At 37.6% G+C, this 21,537-nt stretch carries 23 protein-coding genes and 11 tRNA genes; 30 read left to right on the top strand and 4 right to left on the bottom strand.

The window, feature by feature from the left end:
• Positions 1-9 precede the first annotated feature (9 nt).
• From E2L03_RS15700 to E2L03_RS15675, 6 genes are all read left to right on the top strand, one after another.
• A complete protein-coding gene (locus tag E2L03_RS15700; protein ID WP_038483067.1) occupies positions 10-1,026 on the top strand; it encodes a PP2C family protein-serine/threonine phosphatase in 1,017 nt (338 codons plus the stop codon).
• A gap of 66 nt (positions 1,027-1,092) precedes the next feature.
• Positions 1,093-1,419 carry an STAS domain-containing protein gene (locus tag E2L03_RS15695; RefSeq protein WP_035398804.1) on the top strand — a complete coding sequence of 109 codons (327 nt, stop codon included), beginning with the start codon at positions 1,093-1,095 and terminating at the stop codon, positions 1,417-1,419.
• Positions 1,416-1,895, top strand: coding sequence for an anti-sigma B factor RsbW (gene rsbW / locus E2L03_RS15690; protein WP_035398802.1), 480 nt, complete (start codon positions 1,416-1,418; stop codon positions 1,893-1,895). The genes E2L03_RS15695 and rsbW overlap by 4 nt, the downstream gene beginning before the upstream one ends.
• Positions 1,861-2,646 (top strand): RNA polymerase sigma factor SigB, encoded by a 786-nt coding sequence (gene sigB / locus E2L03_RS15685; protein WP_038483064.1) that lies wholly within the window; start codon positions 1,861-1,863, stop codon positions 2,644-2,646. The genes rsbW and sigB overlap by 35 nt, the downstream gene beginning before the upstream one ends.
• On the top strand, positions 2,646-3,242 hold the full coding sequence (locus E2L03_RS15680; protein ID WP_134259616.1) for a PP2C family serine/threonine-protein phosphatase: 597 nt from the start codon (positions 2,646-2,648) through the stop codon (positions 3,240-3,242). The genes sigB and E2L03_RS15680 overlap by 1 nt, the downstream gene beginning before the upstream one ends.
• Positions 3,243-3,314: 72 nt before the next feature.
• Positions 3,315-5,468: a Tex family protein gene (locus tag E2L03_RS15675; RefSeq protein ID WP_038483058.1), complete on the top strand. Its 2,154-nt coding sequence runs from the start codon at positions 3,315-3,317 to the stop codon at positions 5,466-5,468.
• Between the two features lie 42 nt (positions 5,469-5,510).
• Here the strand turns inward: E2L03_RS15675 and cmpA are convergent, their stop codons facing one another.
• Positions 5,511-5,648 carry a cortex morphogenetic protein CmpA gene (gene cmpA, locus E2L03_RS15670; protein WP_095150667.1) on the bottom strand — a complete coding sequence of 46 codons (138 nt, stop codon included), beginning with the start codon at positions 5,646-5,648 and terminating at the stop codon, positions 5,511-5,513.
• A gap of 80 nt (positions 5,649-5,728) precedes the next feature.
• Here cmpA and E2L03_RS15665 point away from each other — a divergent pair, with 80 nt between their 5' ends.
• The 9 genes from E2L03_RS15665 (at position 5,729) to E2L03_RS15625 (ending at position 7,754) form a co-directional block, all read left to right on the top strand.
• Entirely contained in the window at positions 5,729-6,175 is a 447-nt protein-coding gene (locus E2L03_RS15665; RefSeq protein ID WP_038483055.1) for a SprT family protein, read from the top strand.
• A 76-nt stretch (positions 6,176-6,251) separates the two neighbouring features.
• A tRNA-Asn gene (locus tag E2L03_RS15660) sits at positions 6,252-6,326 on the top strand.
• 1 nt (position 6,327) lies between these two features.
• Positions 6,328-6,418: transfer RNA gene (locus E2L03_RS15655), tRNA-Ser, on the top strand.
• 11 nt (positions 6,419-6,429) lie between these two features.
• Positions 6,430-6,504 (top strand) — tRNA-Glu (locus E2L03_RS15650).
• A 167-nt stretch (positions 6,505-6,671) separates the two neighbouring features.
• Positions 6,672-6,747: transfer RNA gene (locus tag E2L03_RS15645), tRNA-Val, on the top strand.
• 10 nt (positions 6,748-6,757) lie between these two features.
• A tRNA-Asp gene (locus tag E2L03_RS15640) sits at positions 6,758-6,834 on the top strand.
• A 21-nt stretch (positions 6,835-6,855) separates the two neighbouring features.
• Positions 6,856-6,938: transfer RNA gene (locus E2L03_RS15635), tRNA-Leu, on the top strand.
• A 30-nt stretch (positions 6,939-6,968) separates the two neighbouring features.
• Positions 6,969-7,053: transfer RNA gene (locus E2L03_RS15630), tRNA-Leu, on the top strand.
• A 305-nt stretch (positions 7,054-7,358) separates the two neighbouring features.
• The gene (locus tag E2L03_RS15625) at positions 7,359-7,754 is read left to right on the top strand and encodes a hypothetical protein (protein WP_134259615.1); all 396 of its coding nucleotides are present in this window, start codon (positions 7,359-7,361) and stop codon (positions 7,752-7,754) included.
• A 272-nt stretch (positions 7,755-8,026) separates the two neighbouring features.
• Here the strand turns inward: E2L03_RS15625 and E2L03_RS15620 are convergent, their stop codons facing one another.
• On the bottom strand, positions 8,027-8,881 hold the full coding sequence (locus E2L03_RS15620) for a MurR/RpiR family transcriptional regulator (RefSeq protein ID WP_134259614.1): 855 nt from the start codon (positions 8,879-8,881) through the stop codon (positions 8,027-8,029).
• 177 nt (positions 8,882-9,058) lie between these two features.
• Here E2L03_RS15620 and E2L03_RS15615 point away from each other — a divergent pair, with 177 nt between their 5' ends.
• The 7 genes from E2L03_RS15615 to E2L03_RS15585 all read left to right on the top strand — a co-directional run bounded on the left by E2L03_RS15615 (position 9,059) and on the right by E2L03_RS15585 (position 15,166).
• Positions 9,059-9,331 carry a YciI family protein gene (locus E2L03_RS15615; RefSeq protein WP_038483041.1) on the top strand — a complete coding sequence of 91 codons (273 nt, stop codon included), beginning with the start codon at positions 9,059-9,061 and terminating at the stop codon, positions 9,329-9,331.
• 20 nt (positions 9,332-9,351) lie between these two features.
• Entirely contained in the window at positions 9,352-10,221 is an 870-nt protein-coding gene (locus E2L03_RS15610; RefSeq protein WP_055736428.1) for an NAD(P)-dependent oxidoreductase, read from the top strand.
• A gap of 139 nt (positions 10,222-10,360) precedes the next feature.
• Positions 10,361-11,005, top strand: a complete 645-nt coding sequence (locus tag E2L03_RS15605) for an RraA family protein (RefSeq protein ID WP_055736427.1) — start codon at positions 10,361-10,363, stop codon at positions 11,003-11,005.
• A 51-nt stretch (positions 11,006-11,056) separates the two neighbouring features.
• Positions 11,057-11,932, top strand: a complete 876-nt coding sequence (locus tag E2L03_RS15600; protein WP_134259613.1) for a DUF1932 domain-containing protein — start codon at positions 11,057-11,059, stop codon at positions 11,930-11,932.
• Positions 11,933-12,013: 81 nt separating this feature from the next.
• Positions 12,014-12,979: a 2-hydroxyacid dehydrogenase gene (locus E2L03_RS15595; RefSeq protein ID WP_134259612.1), complete on the top strand. Its 966-nt coding sequence runs from the start codon at positions 12,014-12,016 to the stop codon at positions 12,977-12,979.
• A 354-nt stretch (positions 12,980-13,333) separates the two neighbouring features.
• Positions 13,334-14,332 (top strand): helix-turn-helix transcriptional regulator, encoded by a 999-nt coding sequence (locus E2L03_RS15590; RefSeq protein ID WP_134259611.1) that lies wholly within the window; start codon positions 13,334-13,336, stop codon positions 14,330-14,332.
• Positions 14,333-14,377: 45 nt separating this feature from the next.
• Positions 14,378-15,166: an SDR family NAD(P)-dependent oxidoreductase gene (locus tag E2L03_RS15585; protein WP_437183249.1), complete on the top strand. Its 789-nt coding sequence runs from the start codon at positions 14,378-14,380 to the stop codon at positions 15,164-15,166.
• 131 nt (positions 15,167-15,297) lie between these two features.
• On the opposite strand, the gene E2L03_RS15580 is transcribed toward E2L03_RS15585, so the two are convergent.
• Positions 15,298-16,179: a GNAT family N-acetyltransferase gene (locus tag E2L03_RS15580; protein ID WP_134259609.1), complete on the bottom strand. Its 882-nt coding sequence runs from the start codon at positions 16,177-16,179 to the stop codon at positions 15,298-15,300.
• A 515-nt stretch (positions 16,180-16,694) separates the two neighbouring features.
• On the opposite strand from E2L03_RS15580, the gene E2L03_RS15575 reads away from it, so the two are divergent.
• The 4 genes from E2L03_RS15575 to E2L03_RS15560 all read left to right on the top strand — a co-directional run bounded on the left by E2L03_RS15575 (position 16,695) and on the right by E2L03_RS15560 (position 19,918).
• Positions 16,695-17,417 (top strand): SDR family NAD(P)-dependent oxidoreductase, encoded by a 723-nt coding sequence (locus tag E2L03_RS15575; protein ID WP_055736422.1) that lies wholly within the window; start codon positions 16,695-16,697, stop codon positions 17,415-17,417.
• Between the two features lie 295 nt (positions 17,418-17,712).
• A complete protein-coding gene (locus E2L03_RS15570) occupies positions 17,713-18,420 on the top strand; it encodes an ABC transporter ATP-binding protein (protein ID WP_038483018.1) in 708 nt (235 codons plus the stop codon).
• Positions 18,417-19,508: an ABC transporter permease gene (locus E2L03_RS15565; protein WP_134259608.1), complete on the top strand. Its 1,092-nt coding sequence runs from the start codon at positions 18,417-18,419 to the stop codon at positions 19,506-19,508. Before E2L03_RS15570 ends, E2L03_RS15565 begins: the two co-directional genes overlap by 4 nt.
• A 59-nt stretch (positions 19,509-19,567) precedes the next feature.
• Positions 19,568-19,918 carry a YuzC family spore coat inner layer protein gene (locus E2L03_RS15560; protein WP_134259607.1) on the top strand — a complete coding sequence of 117 codons (351 nt, stop codon included), beginning with the start codon at positions 19,568-19,570 and terminating at the stop codon, positions 19,916-19,918.
• A 4-nt stretch (positions 19,919-19,922) separates the two neighbouring features.
• On the opposite strand, the gene E2L03_RS15555 is transcribed toward E2L03_RS15560, so the two are convergent.
• Positions 19,923-20,780 (bottom strand): polysaccharide deacetylase family protein, encoded by an 858-nt coding sequence (locus tag E2L03_RS15555; protein WP_241742018.1) that lies wholly within the window; start codon positions 20,778-20,780, stop codon positions 19,923-19,925.
• Between the two features lie 213 nt (positions 20,781-20,993).
• Here E2L03_RS15555 and E2L03_RS15550 point away from each other — a divergent pair.
• The 4 genes from E2L03_RS15550 to E2L03_RS15535 all read left to right on the top strand — a co-directional run bounded on the left by E2L03_RS15550 (position 20,994) and on the right by E2L03_RS15535 (position 21,346).
• A tRNA-Arg gene (locus E2L03_RS15550) sits at positions 20,994-21,070 on the top strand.
• 3 nt (positions 21,071-21,073) lie between these two features.
• A tRNA-Pro gene (locus tag E2L03_RS15545) sits at positions 21,074-21,147 on the top strand.
• 31 nt (positions 21,148-21,178) lie between these two features.
• Positions 21,179-21,252 (top strand) — tRNA-Gly (locus E2L03_RS15540).
• A gap of 17 nt (positions 21,253-21,269) precedes the next feature.
• Positions 21,270-21,346, top strand: a tRNA-Ile gene (locus tag E2L03_RS15535).
• Positions 21,347-21,537 lie beyond the last annotated feature (191 nt).

Genomic DNA, 21,537 nt, shown 5'->3' with positions numbered 1-21,537 from the left:
GGGGAGTGAATGCGACTAACCGATCATAAACTGCAACTCTCCTATAAGCGAATCCTTAAAGAATTTCTTGAAGAACAATCAGAAGAAAGTCTTTATGAAGCGCAAAAAATAAGCAAATTTCTTCTGGAGCAACAAATTTCTCCAGAAGAATTTGTGAGCATTCACTTTAAATTATTAACAGAATTGCTGCCTACTATTGATAAGAAAGTAAAGGATTCATTTGATTTACTCTTAGAAGTCATGATGGGTTATGGCTTAGCTTATCAAGAACATCAAATATTGAGAAACCGTCAGCAAGAATTAGAGTTAGAAATTGATGTTGCGGCGAGTATGCAGCAAACCCTCATGCCACAAGAAAAGCCTAAAGCGCATTTTCTTGATATTGGGGTTGTTTCTGTTCCAGCTAAAAAAATGAGTGGTGATTACTATCACTATGTCCACGACGATAATAGAGGATTAGGCATGGCAATAGCTGATATAATTGGCAAAGGTGTCCCAGCCGCCTTATGTATGTCGATGATTAAATATGCTATGGATAGTTTACCGTCTGAACAACAGCTGGAGCCGTCTGTTTTGTTGGGGAACTTAAACCGGGTAGTCGAACAAAATGTTGACGATAGTATGTTTATTACGATGATGTATGGATACTATAACAGAACAACGTCTGATTTTCATTATTCTGGAGCTGGTCATGAACCGGGCTTTTTTTACAATGAAAAAGAAGATTCTTTTGAAGAACTTCGTGCAAAAGGATTAGTTCTAGGCGTCTCTAGAAAAACCACATACCGTGAATACATTCGACATTTAGAGATAGGAGATTTCGTTGTTCTTTTATCTGACGGTGTAACTGAATGTAGAATTGGTGATGAATTTATTGAAAGAGAAGAAATAACAAATCTCATTCGCAAGTATATGCATTTAAGTGCCCAGGAAATGGTTGATCATGTGTATGAAGAGTTAATGAAGTTACAAGATTTCACCTTACGTGATGATTTCACCCTAATTATTTTGCGGAGAAAGGTTTAACAAAGTTTGTTACGTGGTAAGAGAGTACAATGGAACTGAAATGGTCTTTGAGGAGGAGTAACAAGTATGAACCTTTCAATAAAATCGGAACAAGTGGATTCCACTTATCATATACATTTGGCGGGAGAAATTGATGCCTACACAGCACCTCAATTAAAAGAATCGCTGCTCCCATTAGCAGAAAAAGAAAATCAACAAATTAATATTCACTTTGATGAAGTGGAGTATATTGATAGCACAGGCTTAGGTGTGTTTGTTGGCGTATTAAAAGCAACGGATGCAACGAACAGTGAATTAACGTTATTAGGAATGACTTCTCGCATTAAACGTCTATTTTCAATTACTGGTTTAGACGAAGTTATTTCAATCAAATCGAAGGAGGGACAAGGGTGATGGAACAAAACGATCGAATCCATCTTGAGCTCCCTGCTAAACCAGAATATGTGAGCATTGCGCGTTTAACTGTCTCAGGTATTGCGAACCGATTAGGCTTTTCTTATGATGATATTGAAGATTTGAAGATTGCTGTTGCAGAAGCATGTACAAATGTTGTTGAACATGCGTATTCAGAAGACGGTTTTATTTCTTTAGCATGTTATATTTACGAAGATCGCATTCAAATTGTCGTTGCAGATCAAGGCAAAAGCTTCGACATTGCGGAAGTGGAAAGTCGTCTCGGACCAGTTGATGCCAAAAAACCTGTAGGAGATTTAAAGGAAGGAGGGCTTGGTTTATTCCTCATTAGTACGTTAATGGATAAAGTAGAAATTAATGAAGATAACGGTGTAATGCTTGTTATGACAAAGTACCTTTACGAGAGTGGGGTGAAGGAAAGTGTCGACGGAATCTCTTCCTTACAATCAGAATAAGGATGACATTTATCAATGGATTGAAGAATATCAGCGCACAGGTTCCGAAGAAGTTCAAGTACGTCTCGTAAAGCATTTTGAAGCGCTGGTTCGCTCTCTATCACGAAAATTCTCGAAAGGAAGAGAGTATGACGAAGACCTCTTTCAAGTGGGAATGGTTGGCTTACTTGCCGCATTAAACCGTTATAATGAGGAATTTGGACGAAGCTTTGAATCTTTTGCGGTTCCGACTATAGTTGGTGAAATCAAACGCTTTATTCGTGATAAGACGTGGAGCGTACACGTTCCAAGACGAATAAAAGAACTGGGTCCTAAAATCAAAAAAGCTGCCGATGCTCTTACCATCGAATTGCAACGTTCTCCGTACGTTCATGAAATTGCTCAGTACTTGGAAGTTGAGGAAGAAGAAGTACTAGAGACAATGGAAATGAGCAAGAGTTACCAAGCGCTTTCAGTCAATCGCTCGTTGGAAGCAGACCAAGAAGGAGGAGAAGTAACACTCCTTGACTTGGTAGGGAACGATGATACTGGCTATGAACAAGCCGATCAAAGAATGTTATTAGAAAAAGCATTTCAGGTTTTAAATGAGAGAGAGAAAGAGATCTTACAGTGTACGTATTATGAGAACTTAAGCCAAAAAGAAACAGGTGAGAAGCTAGGCATTTCTCAGATGCACGTATCAAGGTTGCAACGAAGGGCGTTACAAAAACTTCGTGATTCTATTCGAATAGAGCCTACGGAGATCTTTTAATGGTTACACTCTATAAGGATCAGCACATTGATGTAGCAACGGTTCAAAAAACAAAACCTGGAAATACGGTGTGTGGAGATGGCCATATCGTATTTCAGAGTAGTGCGTACACGATTTGTGCAGTCATTGATGGTCTTGGCAGTGGAAAAGGAGCGCATCTTTCCGCTGAAAAAGCCATTCGTGCTATTCAAGATCATCACGACGAGGAAGCTGAACAAATACTAGAGCGATGTAATCAGTACCTCGCAAATGAAAGAGGTGCCGTTATCACGTTGCTCCGCATTGACTATAAAGCTTCTACAGTGACGTACTCTAATTTTGGTAACATCGGGTTTATTTTATATCATCCTGACGGCAGAGTGGAACAACCAATGCCTAAGAGAGGCTATCTATGTGGTCGTGTTCAAAAGCTCAGTAGCGAACAATTCCGCTATAAACCTGGCTCATCGTTCATTATGTATTCCGATGGCGTTGAGCAATTGCCGAAAGTACGTGAGTATTCAGCAACAGCAAAAGCTGTTAGTGAAAAACTTTTAAATGGCAAGTTTTATAGTCAAAAAGATGATGCAACCTTAATGATAGGCAATTTCAAGTAAGCAGTGCTGAGAAGTGGCTGCTTATTTTTTTATGTTATGATGAGAAGAAGTGGAAAAAAGGAGGAACACACAATGGAACAATGGATTCAGCAAACGGTTCAAAAAACAAACTTAACGTATAAACAAGTAAAGAATGTCGTATCATTGTTGCAAGAAGGCAATACAGTCCCTTTTATAGCCCGGTACCGTAAAGAACAGACAGGTGCACTAGATGAAGTGCAAATTAAAACAATCGCCGATACATATGAGTACGAAAAGAATTTGTCTGAGCGAAAAGAAGAAGTCATTCGGTTAATAGATGAACAAGATAAACTGACACCAGAATTAACAGCAAAAATTACTGCAGCGACTCAATTGCAGAAAGTAGAAGATTTGTATCGACCGTTTAGGCAAAAGCGCCGTACAAGAGCAACGGTTGCAAAAGAAAAAGGTTTGGAGCCGTTAGCACAAAAAATACGAACATTTCCTGCTAATTTTAATATGGAGGAGGAAGCAGCGCATTATTTTAGCGACGAACATGGGTTACATGAAGTAGAAGATGTTTTCGCTGGTGTGAATGATATTATAGCCGAGGTCATTGCGGAAGATCCGAAAGTACGTGAAAACCTGCGTAATGCAGCGATGAAAGAGGGCTTAATGACTTCTGAACTGAAAAAAGGCGCAGAAGATGAGAAAGGTGTTTTTAGCCATTATTATGCGTATCAGGAATCCGTTAAAACGATTGTACCGCATCGAACGTTGGCGCTAAACCGAGGGGAGAAAGAACAAATTCTTAAAGTCGCTGTCACGTTCCCGAAAGAAGCGTTTATTCTCAAACTGACACGCCTATATATTGGGGAGAAGCGTTCTCCTGTTGTGCCAATAATGGAAAAGGCTATAAGCGATGCTTATACGAGACTTATTGAACCTTCCATTGAACGTGATGTGCGTAATAGACTTACGGAAGTTGCTGAAGAACAAGCTATATCAATATTTGCAGAGAATTTAAAGCAGTTATTGTTGCAACCACCAATGAAAGAACAAATTATATTAGGGGTGGACCCCGCGTTTCGAACAGGCTGCAAGTGGGCAGTTATTGACCAAACAGGTAAGCCTCTTGATATTGGTGTCATCTATCCAACAGCGCCCCATCATAAAGAAAAAGAAGCTGCGGACGTTATTCGAAAACTCGTGAAGAAGCACGATGTGAAAATGGTTGCAATTGGAAATGGTACAGCCTCAAGAGAAACTGAACAGTTCATCGCAACCGTTCTAAAAGAAATGGATCAAACCGTATATTACGTGATAGTGAATGAAGCAGGTGCCAGTGTTTATTCAGCATCCGAACTTGCGCGAAAAGAGTTTCCAGACTTACAAGTCGAGCAACGAAGTGCTATCTCCATTGCCAGACGGTTACAAGACCCACTAGCGGAACTTGTGAAAATCGATCCAAAATCTGTTGGTGTTGGTCAATATCAGCATGATGTAACACAAAAGAAGTTAAATGAATCGTTAAGCTTTACCGTCGAAACGGTCGTCAACCGAGTTGGAGTCAACGTGAATACGGCTTCTGCGTCATTACTGTCTTATGTAGCAGGTCTTAACAAAACGCAAGCAACGAATATTGCTGCATACCGTGATGAAAATGGTGCATTCACGAGTAGGAATGAATTAAAAAAAGTGCCTCGCCTTGGTAAAAAATCGTTGGAACAAGCAGTTGGCTTTTTACGTATTGCGGGTGGGAAGAATCCGCTTGATGCAACTGCCATTCACCCGGAAAGCTATGCGGAAGCAACGGCTATTCTAGAGAAGCTAGCAATGACACCACAGGATATTGGAAGCGAGCAGTTGAAAGTGAAAATAACGGGACAAACAGCATCTTCATTTGAAGAAGAGCTAGAGATTGGTCATCATACGTTGCAAGATTTACTTGACGCATTTGTGCGGCCAAACCGTGATCCAAGAGATGAGGTCACCGCGCCACAATTAAAGCAAGACGTCCTTAAGATGGAAGATCTGCAAAAAGGAATGGAGCTTCAAGGAACGGTACGGAACATTGTTGATTTTGGTGCTTTTGTTGATATCGGTGTTAAACAAGATGGACTCGTTCATATTTCTAAGTTAGCCAATCGCTTTGTAAAGCACCCACTTGATGTTGTTTCAATCGGTGAAATTGTAACCGTATGGGTCGAAACAATCGACTTCGAAAAAGAGCGAATTGCCTTAACGATGAAGCAACCACAATGATGAAAAGGAGAGCATGACGCCTCTCCTTTTTTGTGTTAAAATTTAAATGGTTTTTTTATTGTTAAAGCGACTTTGGACAGTAGATCTATAATAAAACCAGCACTGATTAAGTACTTTTACTTGGTGGCGATTCTTTTCACTATAAGCCTTTTTTAATTGATTCTGAAGCCAAGTAGGCAAAGGATTGTCGCTCCCTTCGTTTTTCAAATAGTATATGCCAGCGGGGTTGTCAGTGTTGATGAATAATTTTTGGAGGGATTATGACGAATAAAGAATTACAAGCTTTAACCGAAGCGCTATCTGACTCTTATTTTGACAGACCCTTTCAGCATACAGCCATCTTCAACCCTCGTTTACGGACAACTGGAGGGCGCTATTTGCTCTCAAGCCATAATATTGAGCTAAATGAAAAGCACTATGCCAAGTACGGAAAAGAGGAACTGATTGGCATTATTAAGCATGAGCTATGTCATTATCACCTTCACCTTCTAGGCAAGGGCTACCGCCATAAGGACCAAGATTTTAAACAGTTACTAAAAAAAGTTGGTGCTCCCCGTTACTGTCGCTCTGTTAAAGAGAGTCAGGCACAAATATATTACGTGTATCAATGCTCATCGTGCGAGCAAAAATACTACCGTAAACGGAAAGTAAATCAATCCAAATATGTATGTGGTGTATGTAGAGGGAAACTTCAATTTTTGTCTTAAAAAACTCTTGCACTGAATTGGTAGCTTATGATATATTATAGAAGTCGCTAAGGAGACAAGAACGTTTTATACATATTCCACAGTAGCTCAGTGGTAGAGCTATCGGCTGTTAACCGATCGGTCGCAGGTTCGAATCCTGCCTGTGGAGCCACGGAGAAGTACCCAAGTGGCTGAAGGGGCGCCCCTGCTAAGGGTGTAGGTCGTGTAAGCGGCGCGAGGGTTCAAATCCCTCCTTCTCCGCCATTTTTACTCTAGGCCCGTTGGTCAAGCGGTTAAGACACCGCCCTTTCACGGCGGTAACACGGGTTCGAATCCCGTACGGGTCACCATTTAGTTTATTGAAAAAGTACGAAGGTTATCTGAAGTTATCTTGACAAAGAGAATCGAGTAATTTGAGGACAACAGATGCTTGAAGGAAAGAGTGTACACTTGTACATGACTGACTGAAAGACATGAATTGGACGAAAAAGTACAAAGGTTATCTGAAGTCACATTTGGAGGATTAGCTCAGCTGGGAGAGCACCTGCCTTACAAGCAGGGGGTCGGCGGTTCGATCCCGTCATCCTCCACCATCTTCATAATGGTCCGGTAGTTCAGTTGGTTAGAATGCCTGCCTGTCACGCAGGAGGTCGCGGGTTCGAGTCCCGTCCGGACCGCCATTATGTTTTCTTTCTGTTTTCGCGGGTGTGGCGGAATTGGCAGACGCGCTAGACTTAGGATCTAGTGTCTTTATGACGTGGGGGTTCAAGTCCCTTCACCCGCACTTTTAAAAAGTGCTTTTTTTATTCAACGAGCGGTTGTGGCGGAATGGCAGACGCGCTAGGTTGAGGGCCTAGTGGGAGTTAAATCCCGTGGAAGTTCGAGTCTTCTCAACCGCATCAGTAGTACCAAGGCTTTCAGAGCTTTGGTGCTTTTTTATACTTATATAGGTGGTCGACGGGATTCTTTCCAAACTCTTTTTCCACAAAACATCATCTATCTGGATGTTACAGAGAATAGTAAATCTGTAGTAGCAGAAAAAGATGAGAAATCAATATAGGAGCGCAGTAGATTTATTTATCTATGCGCTTTTTTTGTTTTAACGTTACTACAGAAACTTTAGTAAGGTATTTGAAGTAGGGCTTGCACAATGATATGTTTTATTGAGGATGAAAAACTTCCCAAGAGAAAGAGGTCATGTTAAATGAATCTGTTAAATAATGTAAAAATCGAAGTGCCTACTGGCTGTGATAATGCACCGCGTAAAAAAATTCTTATTGACCTAACTTTAGCGTTTATAGCAAACGATGCAAATTTTATATCAGAAACTTTAAGCCCTTCTTCTATTTGGAGACGATTTGCAACAAACGAGGAAATAGCGGGTGTGAAAAAAATTGTCATTGCCGCAGATAATAACTATCAGAAACCAAATGACATCAAAATCGAGTCAGTCATTACACACGGTAAGTTTGCATCAATTGATGGTGTTGTTCACTATACTGATGGAAGCTCCCTTTATTTTTGTGATGTATTTGTATTTACTAGTGTTTCGAATAAAGGTTTAGTTAAGGAGATAAAGTCGTACCACCTAAAAAAATGAACATGAATACGGTTATTTATAAAATGTGCCAATGATCAACCAACGAGTCTTCATAGCCGCATAATTATTAGTACCAAGGCTATTAAAGCGCTGGTACTTTTTTATACTATATAGGTTATTAACGGAAGTCCAAGCACTTTTTCCACATAGTAAGAAATGGCTGAAATGTTCGGAAATAGTAGCTGTTGCTTGCTACTTAATTGAATAAAGGCAATCATCCATTTAGGGTAGTAGATTTGACAGGTTCTAACGCATAAAAGCTCAAATCCCTTTTAGTCCTTCTTGTTCACATGGTAATCTATTTCTTTCAACATACTATCTATTTCTGTTAATCTTCCTGCTAATACTTCCTGATTTAGTATGGACAATTGGCTGATAATATAGTCTGAAACGAAAATAGCTGAGACAATCGAGTTGTGTGAAGCAATACTGTTTGTCGGGCAAACTAATGTGACATCTCCATAAGGAATGACTGGTGATGAAAATTTATCTGTTAAGACGATTACTTTTACTTTTCTTTTTTTTGCTTGTTCCACATAATCAATAATTCTTCTTCCATATCTTGAAAAACTAACTACAATTAATACGTCTTTTTTACTATATGAGATGACATCATCTGCCCAATCACTAGAGTCAGCAAGCGATAATCTTGTATTTCCTAATACTCTATTTATGTTCTGTGACAAGTAGTGCGCAACTGGTAAACCGGCACGAACGCTCGTACAGTAAATATTGTCGGCTTCGCTAATCATTTGTACAACTTGTATCAAATGATCTTCACTATTATCCTCAATTGCTTTTTCAATTTGTTTCATGTGTAAATCATAATGATGTGTCCAGCTTTCATTTTTAGAAATAATAGAAAGATTATACATTAATTTGCTTTGGAGAGATGTTTCTTCTTTAAGAGTAGCATGTAAATGTCTTTGAAATTCAGAGTAACCGGAAAAACCTACGTTCACCATGAGTCTCATAATCGTTGTAGGACTAATACCAACATTCTTTGACAATTGCTCTATTGTCATAAAACCCACTTCTTGGTAATGGTTTAAAATATAATCTACAACTAGTTTCTGTGATTTAGTTAATGAACTACCTTTAGATTTTAAACGTTTTAATGGGTTCACTGTATGTTCACTCCTATTTATTAATTACTTAAAAATAGAGTATCAAAAACAAGGAAAAAATATAACATTATTTTTAAAAAAGAAATATTTTTTTCTGATAGCGTTTACTTTAAAGGGGATTACTTATATACTATATCTGAATTCATGAAAACTCTGACAGTAGAGGGAGAGGATTAAATGAAATATTTTGCCGTTTTTTTGCCTATGTTAGACAAAGAGAAAAGTCAGAAATACCGTGAGAATCATCTTGATTATTTAGAAACGAAAAGAAAAGAAGGAAAAATCTTCTTAAATGGGAAATTCTCAGATGGAGCAGGTGGATTAGTCATTTATTATGTAGAGACTATTGAGGAAGTTACTAAATTGGTCCATGAAGATCCCTACGTTATTGAGAAAGCAAGAGGGTATGAAATTCATGAATGGGAAATGGTTGGATTACAAAAAGACTAACCTACAAGGATGTGAGAAAAATGAATGTAGGGTTTATTGGCCTTGGAAACATGGGGATGCCCATGGCTTTAAACTTAGTAAAAGCTAAATTTGACGTAAAAGGGTTAAATCGAAGTAAAGAAAAAGAAGAAACGTTTAGTAAGAATGGTGGTAAGGCTGGGTACTCCATTCAACGTTTACTCGAAGAATCTGATGTAATCATGACGTGTCTCCCAAAACCTGAGGATGTAAATAGCGTTTATCTAGGCGATAAAGGGCTGTTCAAAAATTCACGCGCGAAGCAAATCTTTATAGATTTTAGTACAGTTTCACCTGATTTAACGACAATACTTGATCGAGAAGCTCAGAAAAATCAAGTGAGTTATCTAGATGCTCCTGTAAGTGGTGGAACAGTTGGAGCTGAAAATGGAACATTGAGTATTATGGTTGGTGGGGATAAAAAAGTCTATGATGAAGTTACGCCTATTTTAACTGTCCTAGGTTCTCAATTATTTCACACAGGAAAAGTTGGCTCTGGTACTACTATTAAATTGATTAATCAATATCTAGTAGGTGTGCACACTCAAGTTGTTAGTGAGGCGTTAGTAATTAGTGAAAAAATGGGGATTGATCACGATCAGTTATTCTCCATTCTTTCAAATAGTTTTGCCCAAAGCAAAATTTACGATAGGCATTTTCAAGAGTTTATTTCTAAGAACCGTTACTCTCCGGGTTTTTCTCTAGAGTTGTTAACTAAAGACATCTCACTTGTAAATAAGATGATGGAGGATAATGATTGTAAGTTGCCATTAAAAGACTTAATCGTTTCGCTCTATTTAGATGCAAATCAAAGTCCTTATGCACATAACGATATGTCGGCTATGTATTTGTATAATCAAAGCAAGCAATAGGAACAGCACAGCAATTGCGTCACCGCAGATTGACTTTTTTTATAGCGATGAAGGAATATTTTTTCCTTTTTTATTTTTTTAGTTATATATATTTCTTCCCTGTTGGAGCTAAATTAACATGCTAAAGGAGATTGTAAAAATGACGACCATTAGAATTGAAGAATCACCAACTGTATTAAAAGAATCTTGGGTTACGAGAGCTAAAAAATTAAGTACCACTTTAATAAGTGATGGATTGGAGAATTTATCAGTAATGACAGCGGATATAAAACCTTCTAATCCTAATAGTGTTCTAGTAGGGGCAGCAGTAACGATTGATCTGCCAGTGGGGGATAATTTAGCTTTACATGAAGCTATGTACGCGTCAGAACCAGGACACGTAATGGTTATAACTTCGAACGGTTCTACGGATAGAGCAGTAACTGGAGAATTAATGGTTGCAGCTGCACAGGCACTACAGTTGAACGGTTATGTAATAGATGGGTTAATTCGGGATGCAGGAACACTTGCAACTTCTGATTTTCCGGTATTTAGTAAAGGGTCCATTCCATCTGGACCAAAGAAAGATGGACCAGGTTCAATTAATACACCTATAAAATGTGGAGGGCTACATGTTAACCCTGGAGATTTTATTATGGGTGATGCCGATGGCGTCATTGTCATTCCAGTAGATCAAGTTGAAGAGGCTCTTACACGTGCTGAAAAGAAAGCAGAATATGAAGTGAAGCGACTTGAAGATATTGCTGCAGGCAATATTAGGCCTAAATGGCTTAAACAAAAATAGGTAAAAGATGAAGCTTTGTTTAAAGAAAAAGATGTTAAAAGGAGAAATCTTATGAGAATTGGTTTCATTGGTTATGGAGAAGCATCTTTTGAACTATCTCGCGGATTAAGGGATGAAGGACTTGAGCATATAAAGGCTTATGATGTTATGGTAGGGCACGAAGATTTCGGTCCGAAAATTTTACAGCGAGCTCAAGAGGCAGGAGTCTTCTTAAAGAACAGTATTGCAGAAGTTGTCAGTGACCTCGACGTTTTATTTGTTGCAGTCCCAGCTAATAAAGCATTAGACGTATCGGTGGAGATTACTTCTTTTCTGGAAGAATCAAATCTCATATATGTCGATGTTTCTGCTGCGACTCCTAAAGTGAAACAGGACATTTCAAAAGGGTTAGAAAAAGTAGACATAACGTTTGTAGATGTTGCAATGCTGGGACCTTTACCGGTTTATAAACATAAAGTACCAATTATGGCTAGTGGTACGGGCACGCTCTATCTCATTGAAAAAATGACACCCTTAAACATGAGTATTGACTATGTGGGAGAAAACCCTGGAGAAGCTTCGGCCGTAAAACTAGTTCGCAGTATTTTTATGAAAGGGATAGTCGGGCTGTATGTAGAGATGCTTGAAGCATCTGAAACATTCAATGTATCTGAAAAAGTTTTAACTTCTTTAGAGGAAACAATGGATACCCATACGTTTATGAATACGTTGAACCGATTGGTTGCTGGAAGTGCAGTTCATGCAAAAAGAAGAGGCATAGAGCTTGAAGGATCAATTGAAATGTTAAAAGAAGCTGGACTCGAAGCAACTATGAGTACGGCAGCACGTGATAGATTCGAAAAGCTAGCAAACCTAAATGCGGACATATGGGAAAGTGCTCCTACCAACTGGAAAGATGTTTTGAGTAAAATACATGTCTCAGAGTAATAGGTAAAGCTAAGAGCCGCACAAAGTAATGATTGGCGGTTCTTACTCTTTGTAGCTCATACTAATGAGAGGAGATAGACAATGCGACAAAAAATATTGATTACAAGAAGACCTCCAACCTATTTATTGGAACAGCTTTCTGCAAAGTTTGATGTTGAAACGTGGGATTTTGAAGACCAGCCTATTCCAAGGGACGTACTTTTACAAAAGATCGATAACATTGAGGGGTTGCTTTGTCTCTTAACCGATACGATTGATAACGATTTATTTAAAAAAAGTCATCATCTAAAAGTCGTTAGTAATTTAGCTGTTGGCCACGATAACATTGATGTGAAAAATGCTCAATTAAGAGGTATTCAAGTGACGAATACACCAGGCATTTTAACTGAAACGACAGCTGACCTTACCTTTGCATTAATGCTCACTACAGCAAGAAGGATCATTGAGGCTTCAAATGAGCTAAGAACTGGAAAGTGGAAAACATGGTCTCCTTTTATGCTAGCTGGTAGAGATGTGCATTCCTCCACATTAGGTATAATAGGCATGGGGGAAATTGGATTAGCTGTAGCTAAAAGAGCAAAAGGGTTTGGAATGAAGATACTTTATTATAATCGAACGAGAAAGAAACACTTGGAAGAAGAGCATGGAATGATTTATACCAATTTAGATGAGTTACTACAAACTTCAGATGTTGTTAGTATACTGACACCTTTAACCCCAGAGACAAAGAATATGATTACGTTAAACGAATTAAAAATGATGAAAAAAACCTCCATTCTCATCAATACTTCAAGAGGAGGTATTGTTAACGAAAGCGATCTAGTTGCTGCGCTCAAATCAGACATGATTTTTGGGGCAGGTTTAGATGTGTATGAACAGGAACCAATACCGCTCGATCACCCGCTTCTATCACTTCCAACTGTTGTTGCACTTCCTCATATTGGAAGTGCAAGTGTACAAACTAGAATGAAAATGTGGGAGCTTGCTGCATTAAATCTTACAACAGCATTGGAAGGTGGAACACCACCTAATAGTGTATGGTTATAATAACAATTCTATATGGCTTCGCTCAAAGGTACGAAAAAAGTGGTTAAAAGAATGAATTCGTATCCCATGGTATGGAGGCTCAAGTGAGGTCAATTAGGTTCGAATCTCTTAACAACATATAGAAAAAATGTTGAAGTACTAGGTCTTTCAGAGACTTAGTGCTTTTTGTTCTATATAGGAGTAGCTTTAAGAGTAAAATAGTAGCTATAATTTTTACGAAGTAAATTTGTCGTTTTTGGCGAATCAGATGTCGTTCCTTACGAATTACAAACGATTAAAAGTTAGATAATATGAAATAGCTGTCCCGTTAACAACTTATCCAAGGCTGTTAATGTGCTGATAGAGAGGTGAATTATGACTACGAATGCTCGAATTAGAATACCTGATGGGCTCTGGAATGCTTTGAAGCAACTTGGGGTTAAAGCACCCAATTTGGTTCGAAAAGCAGGATTACCTTTACGTGTCATTAATGAATCGTTTGTTACCATTGAACACTATTATGCACTATGGCAAGCATACTCAGATATCATCAATGACATAGAATTTGGGATGGTACAACTTCCAACTGTATTCGAAACAGCACAATATCCCCCAGCTGTATTAGCTGCTTATCATGCTAGTGATTATCGAGATGCCCTTAAGAGAATGGCACGTTATAAAGAAATGTGTCCTCCTGAAACACTACACATTATAGAAGAACATTCGAATTGTACGATTGAACTAGAGAGTTTTGATAAGGGGCTAATTGAACCGGCGTTGCTTGTTGGCACAACCATTACGTTTTTACTAGAATTAGGAAGACGTGGAACTGGATATCCCATAAAAGCTAAACGAGTAGAGTTTACTCACTCATTTGCTCAAGTAAATGTACTAAAAGAGTACTTTGGGTGCCCGATCCAAATCGGGGCAAAGAGGAATAGACTGACGTTGCATATGGAAGACCTAGATCGTCCCTTTAGTTCATATAACGCTGAGCTACTGGAGGTTTTAACTCCAGTTTTAGAGCAAACATTGGAAGAACAGCGGAGTAATCAATCAATAACAGGAGTAGTAAAATGGTTGTTAACACGCAATTTAACTGGGGATAAACTGGACATTCATCACATTTCCTTTGAGCTAGGCATGAGCGAACGAACTTTACAGAGAAGGTTAGTTGATGAACATACAAATTATAAAGAAGTGTTAAAGAATGTGCGTCATGAACAAGCAAGATTGTACTTGGCTAATCCAAAACTAGAGATTAGAGAAGTGGCGTTTCTCGTTGGTTATAAAGATCAGAGCTCCTTCTATCGGGCATTCCGGGATTGGGAAGGAGAAACTCCTTTGAAGTGGCGTGCTAGACACTTAAAGTAATAATCACAAAGAAAGTAAAATGAAAAGGGGAAAAGTATCTTGAAACTGGACATATTAAATAAAACGGCTTTAGTTACTGGATCAACAAAAGGAATTGGTAAAGCCATTGCGAAAGAACTGGCTAGAGAAGGAGTTAATGTTCTTATAAATGGACGTAATGATGAGGAAGTAGAGCGAACAGTACAGGAATTTAAATTAGAATTTCCTTTAACGTCCCCCAAAAATGCTACAGCGGATATTGTCAACGTACAAGAAAGAGATGAACTAATTAGAAGATATCCCATTGTAGACATTTTAGTTAACAATATGGGAGTTTATGAGATTATGCAGTATGAAGATGTTACGGATGATGTATGGAGAACATACTTTGAAACGAATGTATTAGCTGCAAATGGATTGTGTAAACACTATCTTCCTAAAATGCTAGAAAGTAATGATGGTCGTGTTCTTTTTATAGCAAGTGAAGAAGCAGTAATGCCTTCTGGACAAATGCCACAGTACTGTATGACAAAGTCGATGCTGTTATCACTAGCGAAAAGTTTATCTCTACTCACCAAAGGAACTGAAGTGACCGTTAATACAATTATGCCTGGACCTACACTATCGGAGAATGTTCAATCAATAATAGAAAGTATGTACAACGATGAGAGCATGGTATTTTCAGAAAAAGAGAAAAAATTCATGGCTCAGAACCTGCCACAATCTGAAATACAGAGGTTCATCAGGCCATCTGAAATAGGCAGACTTGCTTCGTTTTTATGTAGTCCATATGCATCTGCTTTTAGAGGTTCGCCTATTCGCATGGATGGGGGAATGGTTCCAACCATTTTTTAATAAAAAGGGTAGTGCTAAATGCAGTCCAAGGTCATTCGACGTATAGTGAAGGAGAATAAGTTTGGCGTGTTCCCAAATAGTTTCGAGTACGAACAAAAAAAGTCCCCATGATTGAGGACTAAAATTTGAATTTAACAGTGTGATGTAAGAGGGAATTTGAAATGACCATCAAATATAGAAGCATTCGATAAGTAAAACAGGGCATCATCATCTGAAGGAATTTTTTTCACTTGTAAACCTTCTACATTCCCTGGATCAAAATGAAAGACAACTTGTTCAGTCTCCTCCTTTAATACGTTACCTAACACCGTGTAAATGTCTTGTGCTTTGCATGAGATAATATCAAAAATATGCAGGGTATCCTCTTCGTGTTCCATTATGACAACGGCTTCTAGTTCTGCAATATAATAAATGGATTCAGGGAATACAACTAAAAAGTAAAACATCAATAGCTCATCATTATGTAGCACACTAATTTTACTTTTATTTTGATAGCGATTTTTGGCCATTGCTTCAAGTAATTGGATATCAGAATCAACGCTTAGTTTTCTTACATTATTTTTAGTACGTTCTCTTAATGACCGGTTAGTAGTCAAACGATACTCACTTTCATCAACTCTAGAAAAGCCGAATTTAGGGTAAAAATCGAGGACAGATTCATTCGCGAAAAGGTAGAAAAAATCGCACTCATCCTTCAAAGTATCAATTATTTTATTCATTAGTACATTAGATAGACCCTTTTGACGATATCGATTAGCAGTCATAACCGTTCCAATTTGAATAGCGTTATAAGATCTATTATCAATGACAATGTTCATTTTATAAATCGAAGCATTTGCTATGATTTCCCCATTGTTATTCATAAATGAATAAGGAACATATTTATCATTCCAATACCCTTTGTTAAACCACTTACTAAAATCAATTTGAAAAGTCGTTTGTGCTAATTGATTAAAGCTATTTCTACATTTTTCGTCCTCTCGGTAATCCGTTATGAAGTTTACATTCTTCATTATTTAATCCTCCTGAAAATGATTTATTAGTTGTTATGAATTTAGTTCATTTGAACAACCCCCTTTTCGAATAACAAAAAAACTTTATGAGAATGAGCTCATAAAGTCTTTTAGTGTGTAAAACAGCATACTACTCGTACAAAAGATTTAGTAATAGTAGTAAATACACTCATTGTTAGACAAAGTTTTTTCTCTTATTTCGCAAAAGGGTAACATGAATAAGCTGTAAATTCCTTTAAAAATTTATAGATGCGACCCCTATTAAATTCATAGAATTTAGTTTGCGATAATAAGTTTTAGCATCTTTATCTAATCTCCTCGTTAGTTAATTAACCGCATTATAGCATAGATAAAGACTGTTAAAATAATAAACAATATACAACCTTATTTTCTCTACAACGAAAGTCGTAGTAATTATTGGACTTTAAGAGGTGTCTTACTATAGAGTACGGTGTTAATCTTTACTAGAAAATGATTCACATCATGACTAGTTTTTGTAGAGAGGCTGAGGTAATTTGAGTAGAAATTTCATTATTTTTGGGGCAAGTAAAGGTTTAGGGGATGCATTTGTGAAAGGGTTGCCTACTAATGGAGATACCGTATGGATTATTTCAAGAAGCAGGCCTAATGCCTTAGACTTGAATGATGGCGTTCGAAGATATTGGTTAGAAATAGACTTATCTCAACAAGATAAAATAGGTATGGTTAAAGGCGCATTAAAAGATAAAACAATAGATGTGCTTATCTATAATGTTGGTGTTTGGGAGAAGGATGGATTTGAAGATTATTATGACTTTGATAACGATAAGCCAAAAGACATTGCTACTATGTTAAATATTAACTTGACCTCAACAATAACTTTTATTCAAGCGTTGTTACCAAATATAAGAAGATCAATAAATGGTAAGGTTATTTTAATTGGATCAACGGCTGGATTAGATAATACAAGCAGTTCACAGGTTTCTTTTGTCACTTCCAAATATGGACTACGTGGGTTATCAAGTGCATTAAGAGAACATTTAAGGAAAGATCAAATTGCAGTTACTTGTATTAATCCAGGTGAATTGGCTGCCGAAATTCCTTATGAAGATGGAGCTGAAAAGGCTATAACAGAATATCAAGGCACAAGAATCCCAGTTCAAGATATTGTGTCAATTGTCAAATGTATAGTGGGTTTGTCTACTGTTTCATGTGTTAAAGAGGTAAATATACCAGCTATGACAGACGAAAACTGTTGAATACTATTCTTTCTTAAAGAAGGATGCACTTCTTATTAGAAAACATATAAATGGTCGTGATTTTGAATTGTATACTAAACACATCAAGGCATATGACTTTGGTGTGTTTAAAAGTTGCTAGACTAACAAAGTAGGTAATGTATTGTACATAAAGAGGATAGAGGGAAAACGTAATCTTCGTTTTTGAATAGGGATGAATAGAGACAGTACCAATAACGTGATAGATGATATACTTATGAGAAAGTTAGAATATTCTAATCGTTAGTAGAAATCAAGCAATAAGGGAGTTAGGTGGATGATGTTAAGTTTAAACCATGTAAGCGGTGGCTATCTTACCCGAAGAATTATTAGAGATCTTACGTTTGGTATTCACACTGGAGAAATTATTGGTTTAGTTGGTTTGAATGGAGCTGGAAAAAGCACAACTCTTCGTCATATTACAGGCACGTTAAAACCTATGGACGGGGAAGTTACCATTAACAATAAAGATTGGTATAGTCAAAGAGATAAACTTGCTCTAATACCTGATAAACCGTATCTCTATCCAAATCTTACTGTTTATGAACACTTTGAGTTTATAAAAAGCATTTATCGAATCAATACGGACAATTATTTAAATGCTTTACTAGACCGTTATTTAATTCGATCCCACTTAAACAAATATCCCTTCGCCTTGTCAAAAGGTACTCAGCAAAAGGTATCAATTATTAGTGCAATGATCGCAAATCCAACATTTCTTATTATTGATGAACCTTTTATGGGCCTAGATCCACGAGGTTTAAAATACTTTACGGAGGATCTTAATAGACTTAAAAGAGAGGGTGTAGGAATTATCCTTTCAACTCATATGTTAACTATAGCGGAAGACTTGTGTGATCGAATTATTGTTTTACATGAAGGAAATCAACAATATTATAAAGGTCGCTCTTACTTGTCTACTGATGATTTTAAAGATCGATCGTTAGAGGATATTTTCTTTTCCATGATTGAGGATAAAAGATGAAGGGTTTATTTGTGCGCCGATTCCATAATTTGATGCTACAAAACAAAAAAATGCTGTTTAAAGTGTTGGGACATAGCGGTATGTTTGCGTTAATACCATTTTTGATGGTAGTGGTTTATGGTCTTATTATGGTACTTCAAGATGGCAACCTTCATTCATTCTATCAAACACTCATTCTTACTGGCCTCTTTCTTTTTTTTACACTAAATAGAGGGATCGTTAGCTTTATTAATGAGTTTGATGAGGTTTATTTGGCTCCTAAAGTAAAAGAGATGGAGGGTTATTTTCGTCAATGTTTATTATATAACTTAACGATTCAATTTATAAAGGGTACGTTATTTACGTTGTTTTTACTATATGCTCTTTCTTTAAACACAAGGGAGCTGGTGCCTCTTTTTCTTTTTCTACAGCTTATAGGTATTCTCCATATTTTGTTTCTCGTTATGATAATAAGCAGGACTACAATAAAACCAGTGCTATTTGTTGGCTTTCACTATGCTTGTATGGCAGGTTGTTTTCTTTTATTACTAAAAGCTCCGATCATTTTTGGGTTTATCGTTATGATAGGTATCGTCCTTATTGGCATACTCTATTCTAAATTGATGGTCTTTCCTATTCATTCTTGGAAGAGATTAATGAAGTCTGAAGAGAGAACGAGAAAACTAGGGCAGGTTTTTTTAAGCGGTTTTATTGATGTGAAGTTAAATCAGTCATCTTCTAGCACGATCATACCGTTAGCTTTTTTTGAAAAAAAGCACAATCCACTAGTTTATCTATTCGTGCGTTCAACCATTAGAGGAACGGAAAGTGGCCGAAACTTTGTTCGAGTCATTCTCTTAACCGTCTTTATTATCGTTTATTTTAAAAATTTATTCATTCTTGTTCCAGTGCTAGCTGTATTGATCTATTTGAACACATTGCAATTCTCTCAAGGAATCAAATTAGGGAAAAAGTTAATTCCATACCATTTTCCTATTGATGACCAAATGATAAACGATGCGGTAAATCATATTAAAAGGAGAGGTGTGTTCATTCAATTAGCCATTTATATAGTTGTTTTATTTCTTCAGATAACCTTTTTTCAGTAATAAGCTCACTTCATGGTTTAACTGCATAAGATAGGGTAGATTTGTAATGAGGAGAATTGATGTATCCTTATTGCCACTATCCGTTTACGTATCAACAGCACAGTAGATCGTTTCCTGCTATTGATACAACAACATTTATACAATCAGTTGGTAAAGTTGAATTCCTTTTACAACAAAGTCAACTATTAATGAAACAACTTGAGAATCAACCGTTTTCGTATCAACTTATGGACGCTGCTCAAAAAAGTGACCAACAAGCTGTCGATCACTTCATTCAGTCCATTCCAGGTTTAACGGCTGTTACACAAATTCATTATTCCCCCACAGGTGTAGTGTTTCAATTGCAATCTCCAGGCGTAAGTGATGAGGTAAAGTGTTGTCATGTATCCATTGTTTTAAAGTGGGCTTAAATACTTATTTTAATGGGAACTCACTAAGACGAACAAATGTGTAACCTGCTTCCATTAAAAGGGGGATGGCTTGTTTAACGCCCTCTGCAGTTCCGCTACTTGGCTGGTTCATATGCAAAAGGGCAATGGCTCCGTGTTCTGCATGGTCAACAAGTGCATTCGTCACCTGCTCAGGTGTAAAGGTGGCGCCTGCATCTCCTAAGATGGAATAGTTAACAGCTTCAATTTCTAAGTCATCGAGCAGTTTCACAGCAATATTGTCAAAAAAGGCTGTACCTGGGCGAAACATCGTCGGTTCTACTCCTGTTAGTTCGGTTATAAGGTTATGATTTACTAGCACTTCCTCATAGGCGTCTTCAATTGATTTAGTTCCGTCTATCCCCCAAGCGCTTTTTCCGCTGACAGAGAGTGGCTTATGTTCAGTTCCGTGATTTTCGATTTGAAATAAAGGATTTTCCGCTAATTCAAGAAAAAGTGGTTCGTTCGATTTTATCCAGCGTGCATTAACAAAAAGAGTGGCTGGGATTTGATGATCAATAAGATAGTTCATTAACGCTTCATCGTATAAAGAGCCATGCTCACCACCACAAGCATCGAATGTTAATGCCATTGCCTTTTCATTGGTTTCCATTTTTGTTTTTACGCCGCTTATAAATTCCCCCCATTCTGTCGGCTTTTGATGCTCATAAATCGTAAGGTCGAGTTGATGTTGATTTGTAACAGAAGAAATAGCACTAGATTTAGCCAAATGTTCAGAGAGTTCTTTTTGCGGATGGAAAGTGACGGCAGTAGACTCGTGATTCATACAACCTACTAAGATAAAAAGAAAAATAGGTAAAAACAGTTTGTGGTGGACTCGCATAAATTCTATCCTTCCTGTTCCGTTTCTTATATTTTAATGGCTACCTTCTGAATAAACAAGCTAAGAACAGCTATATAATAGGGGGTTAATAAGTTTTTGATAATGAGATGAAAATTCCGTCAATAATTTTCTTTTGAAAAACTATTGCTGCTCTAAAATATTTATGCTATATTACTATTTGTCGTCAGCGAGTTGCTGAATGAATTGAAAAATGCGCCCGTAGCTCAATTGGATAGAGCGTCTGACTACGGATCAGAAGGTTAGGGGTTCGACTCCTCTCGGGCGCGCCATTTCGGGAAGTAGCTCAGCTTGGTAGAGCACTTGGTTTGGGACCAAGGGGTCGCAGGTTCAAATCCTGTCTTCCCGACTCTTACATAGATTATTTTTTTCTTTTTAATGCGGGTGTAGTTTAGTGGTAAAACCTCAGCCTTCCAAGCTGATGATGTGAGTTCGATTCTCATCACCCGCTCCATTAAATACGAACTTAATGGGCCTGTAGCTCAGCTGGTTAGAGCGCACGCCTGATAAGCGTGAGGTCGGTGGTTCGAGTCCACTCAGGCCCACCATGAAAAAAGTGTTGACAATTTATCTTTCGTTTATTATGATAGAAAAGTTGCTAAAACCAATGTGGTTCTTTGAAAACTGAACAAAAGCCAAGCGTAAAAAGAGATACAAGGTATCTCGTCAATGAAGTTAGACACAGCTTTAAATTGTGCAAATGAGCAAGTCAAACACTTTTAACGGAGAGTTTGATCCT

This window comes from Shouchella oshimensis (genome assembly GCF_004375095.1).
Classification (GTDB): domain Bacteria; phylum Bacillota; class Bacilli; order Bacillales; family Bacillaceae_D; genus Shouchella; species Shouchella oshimensis.
This window is presented reverse-complemented; position numbering and strand designations above follow the sequence as displayed.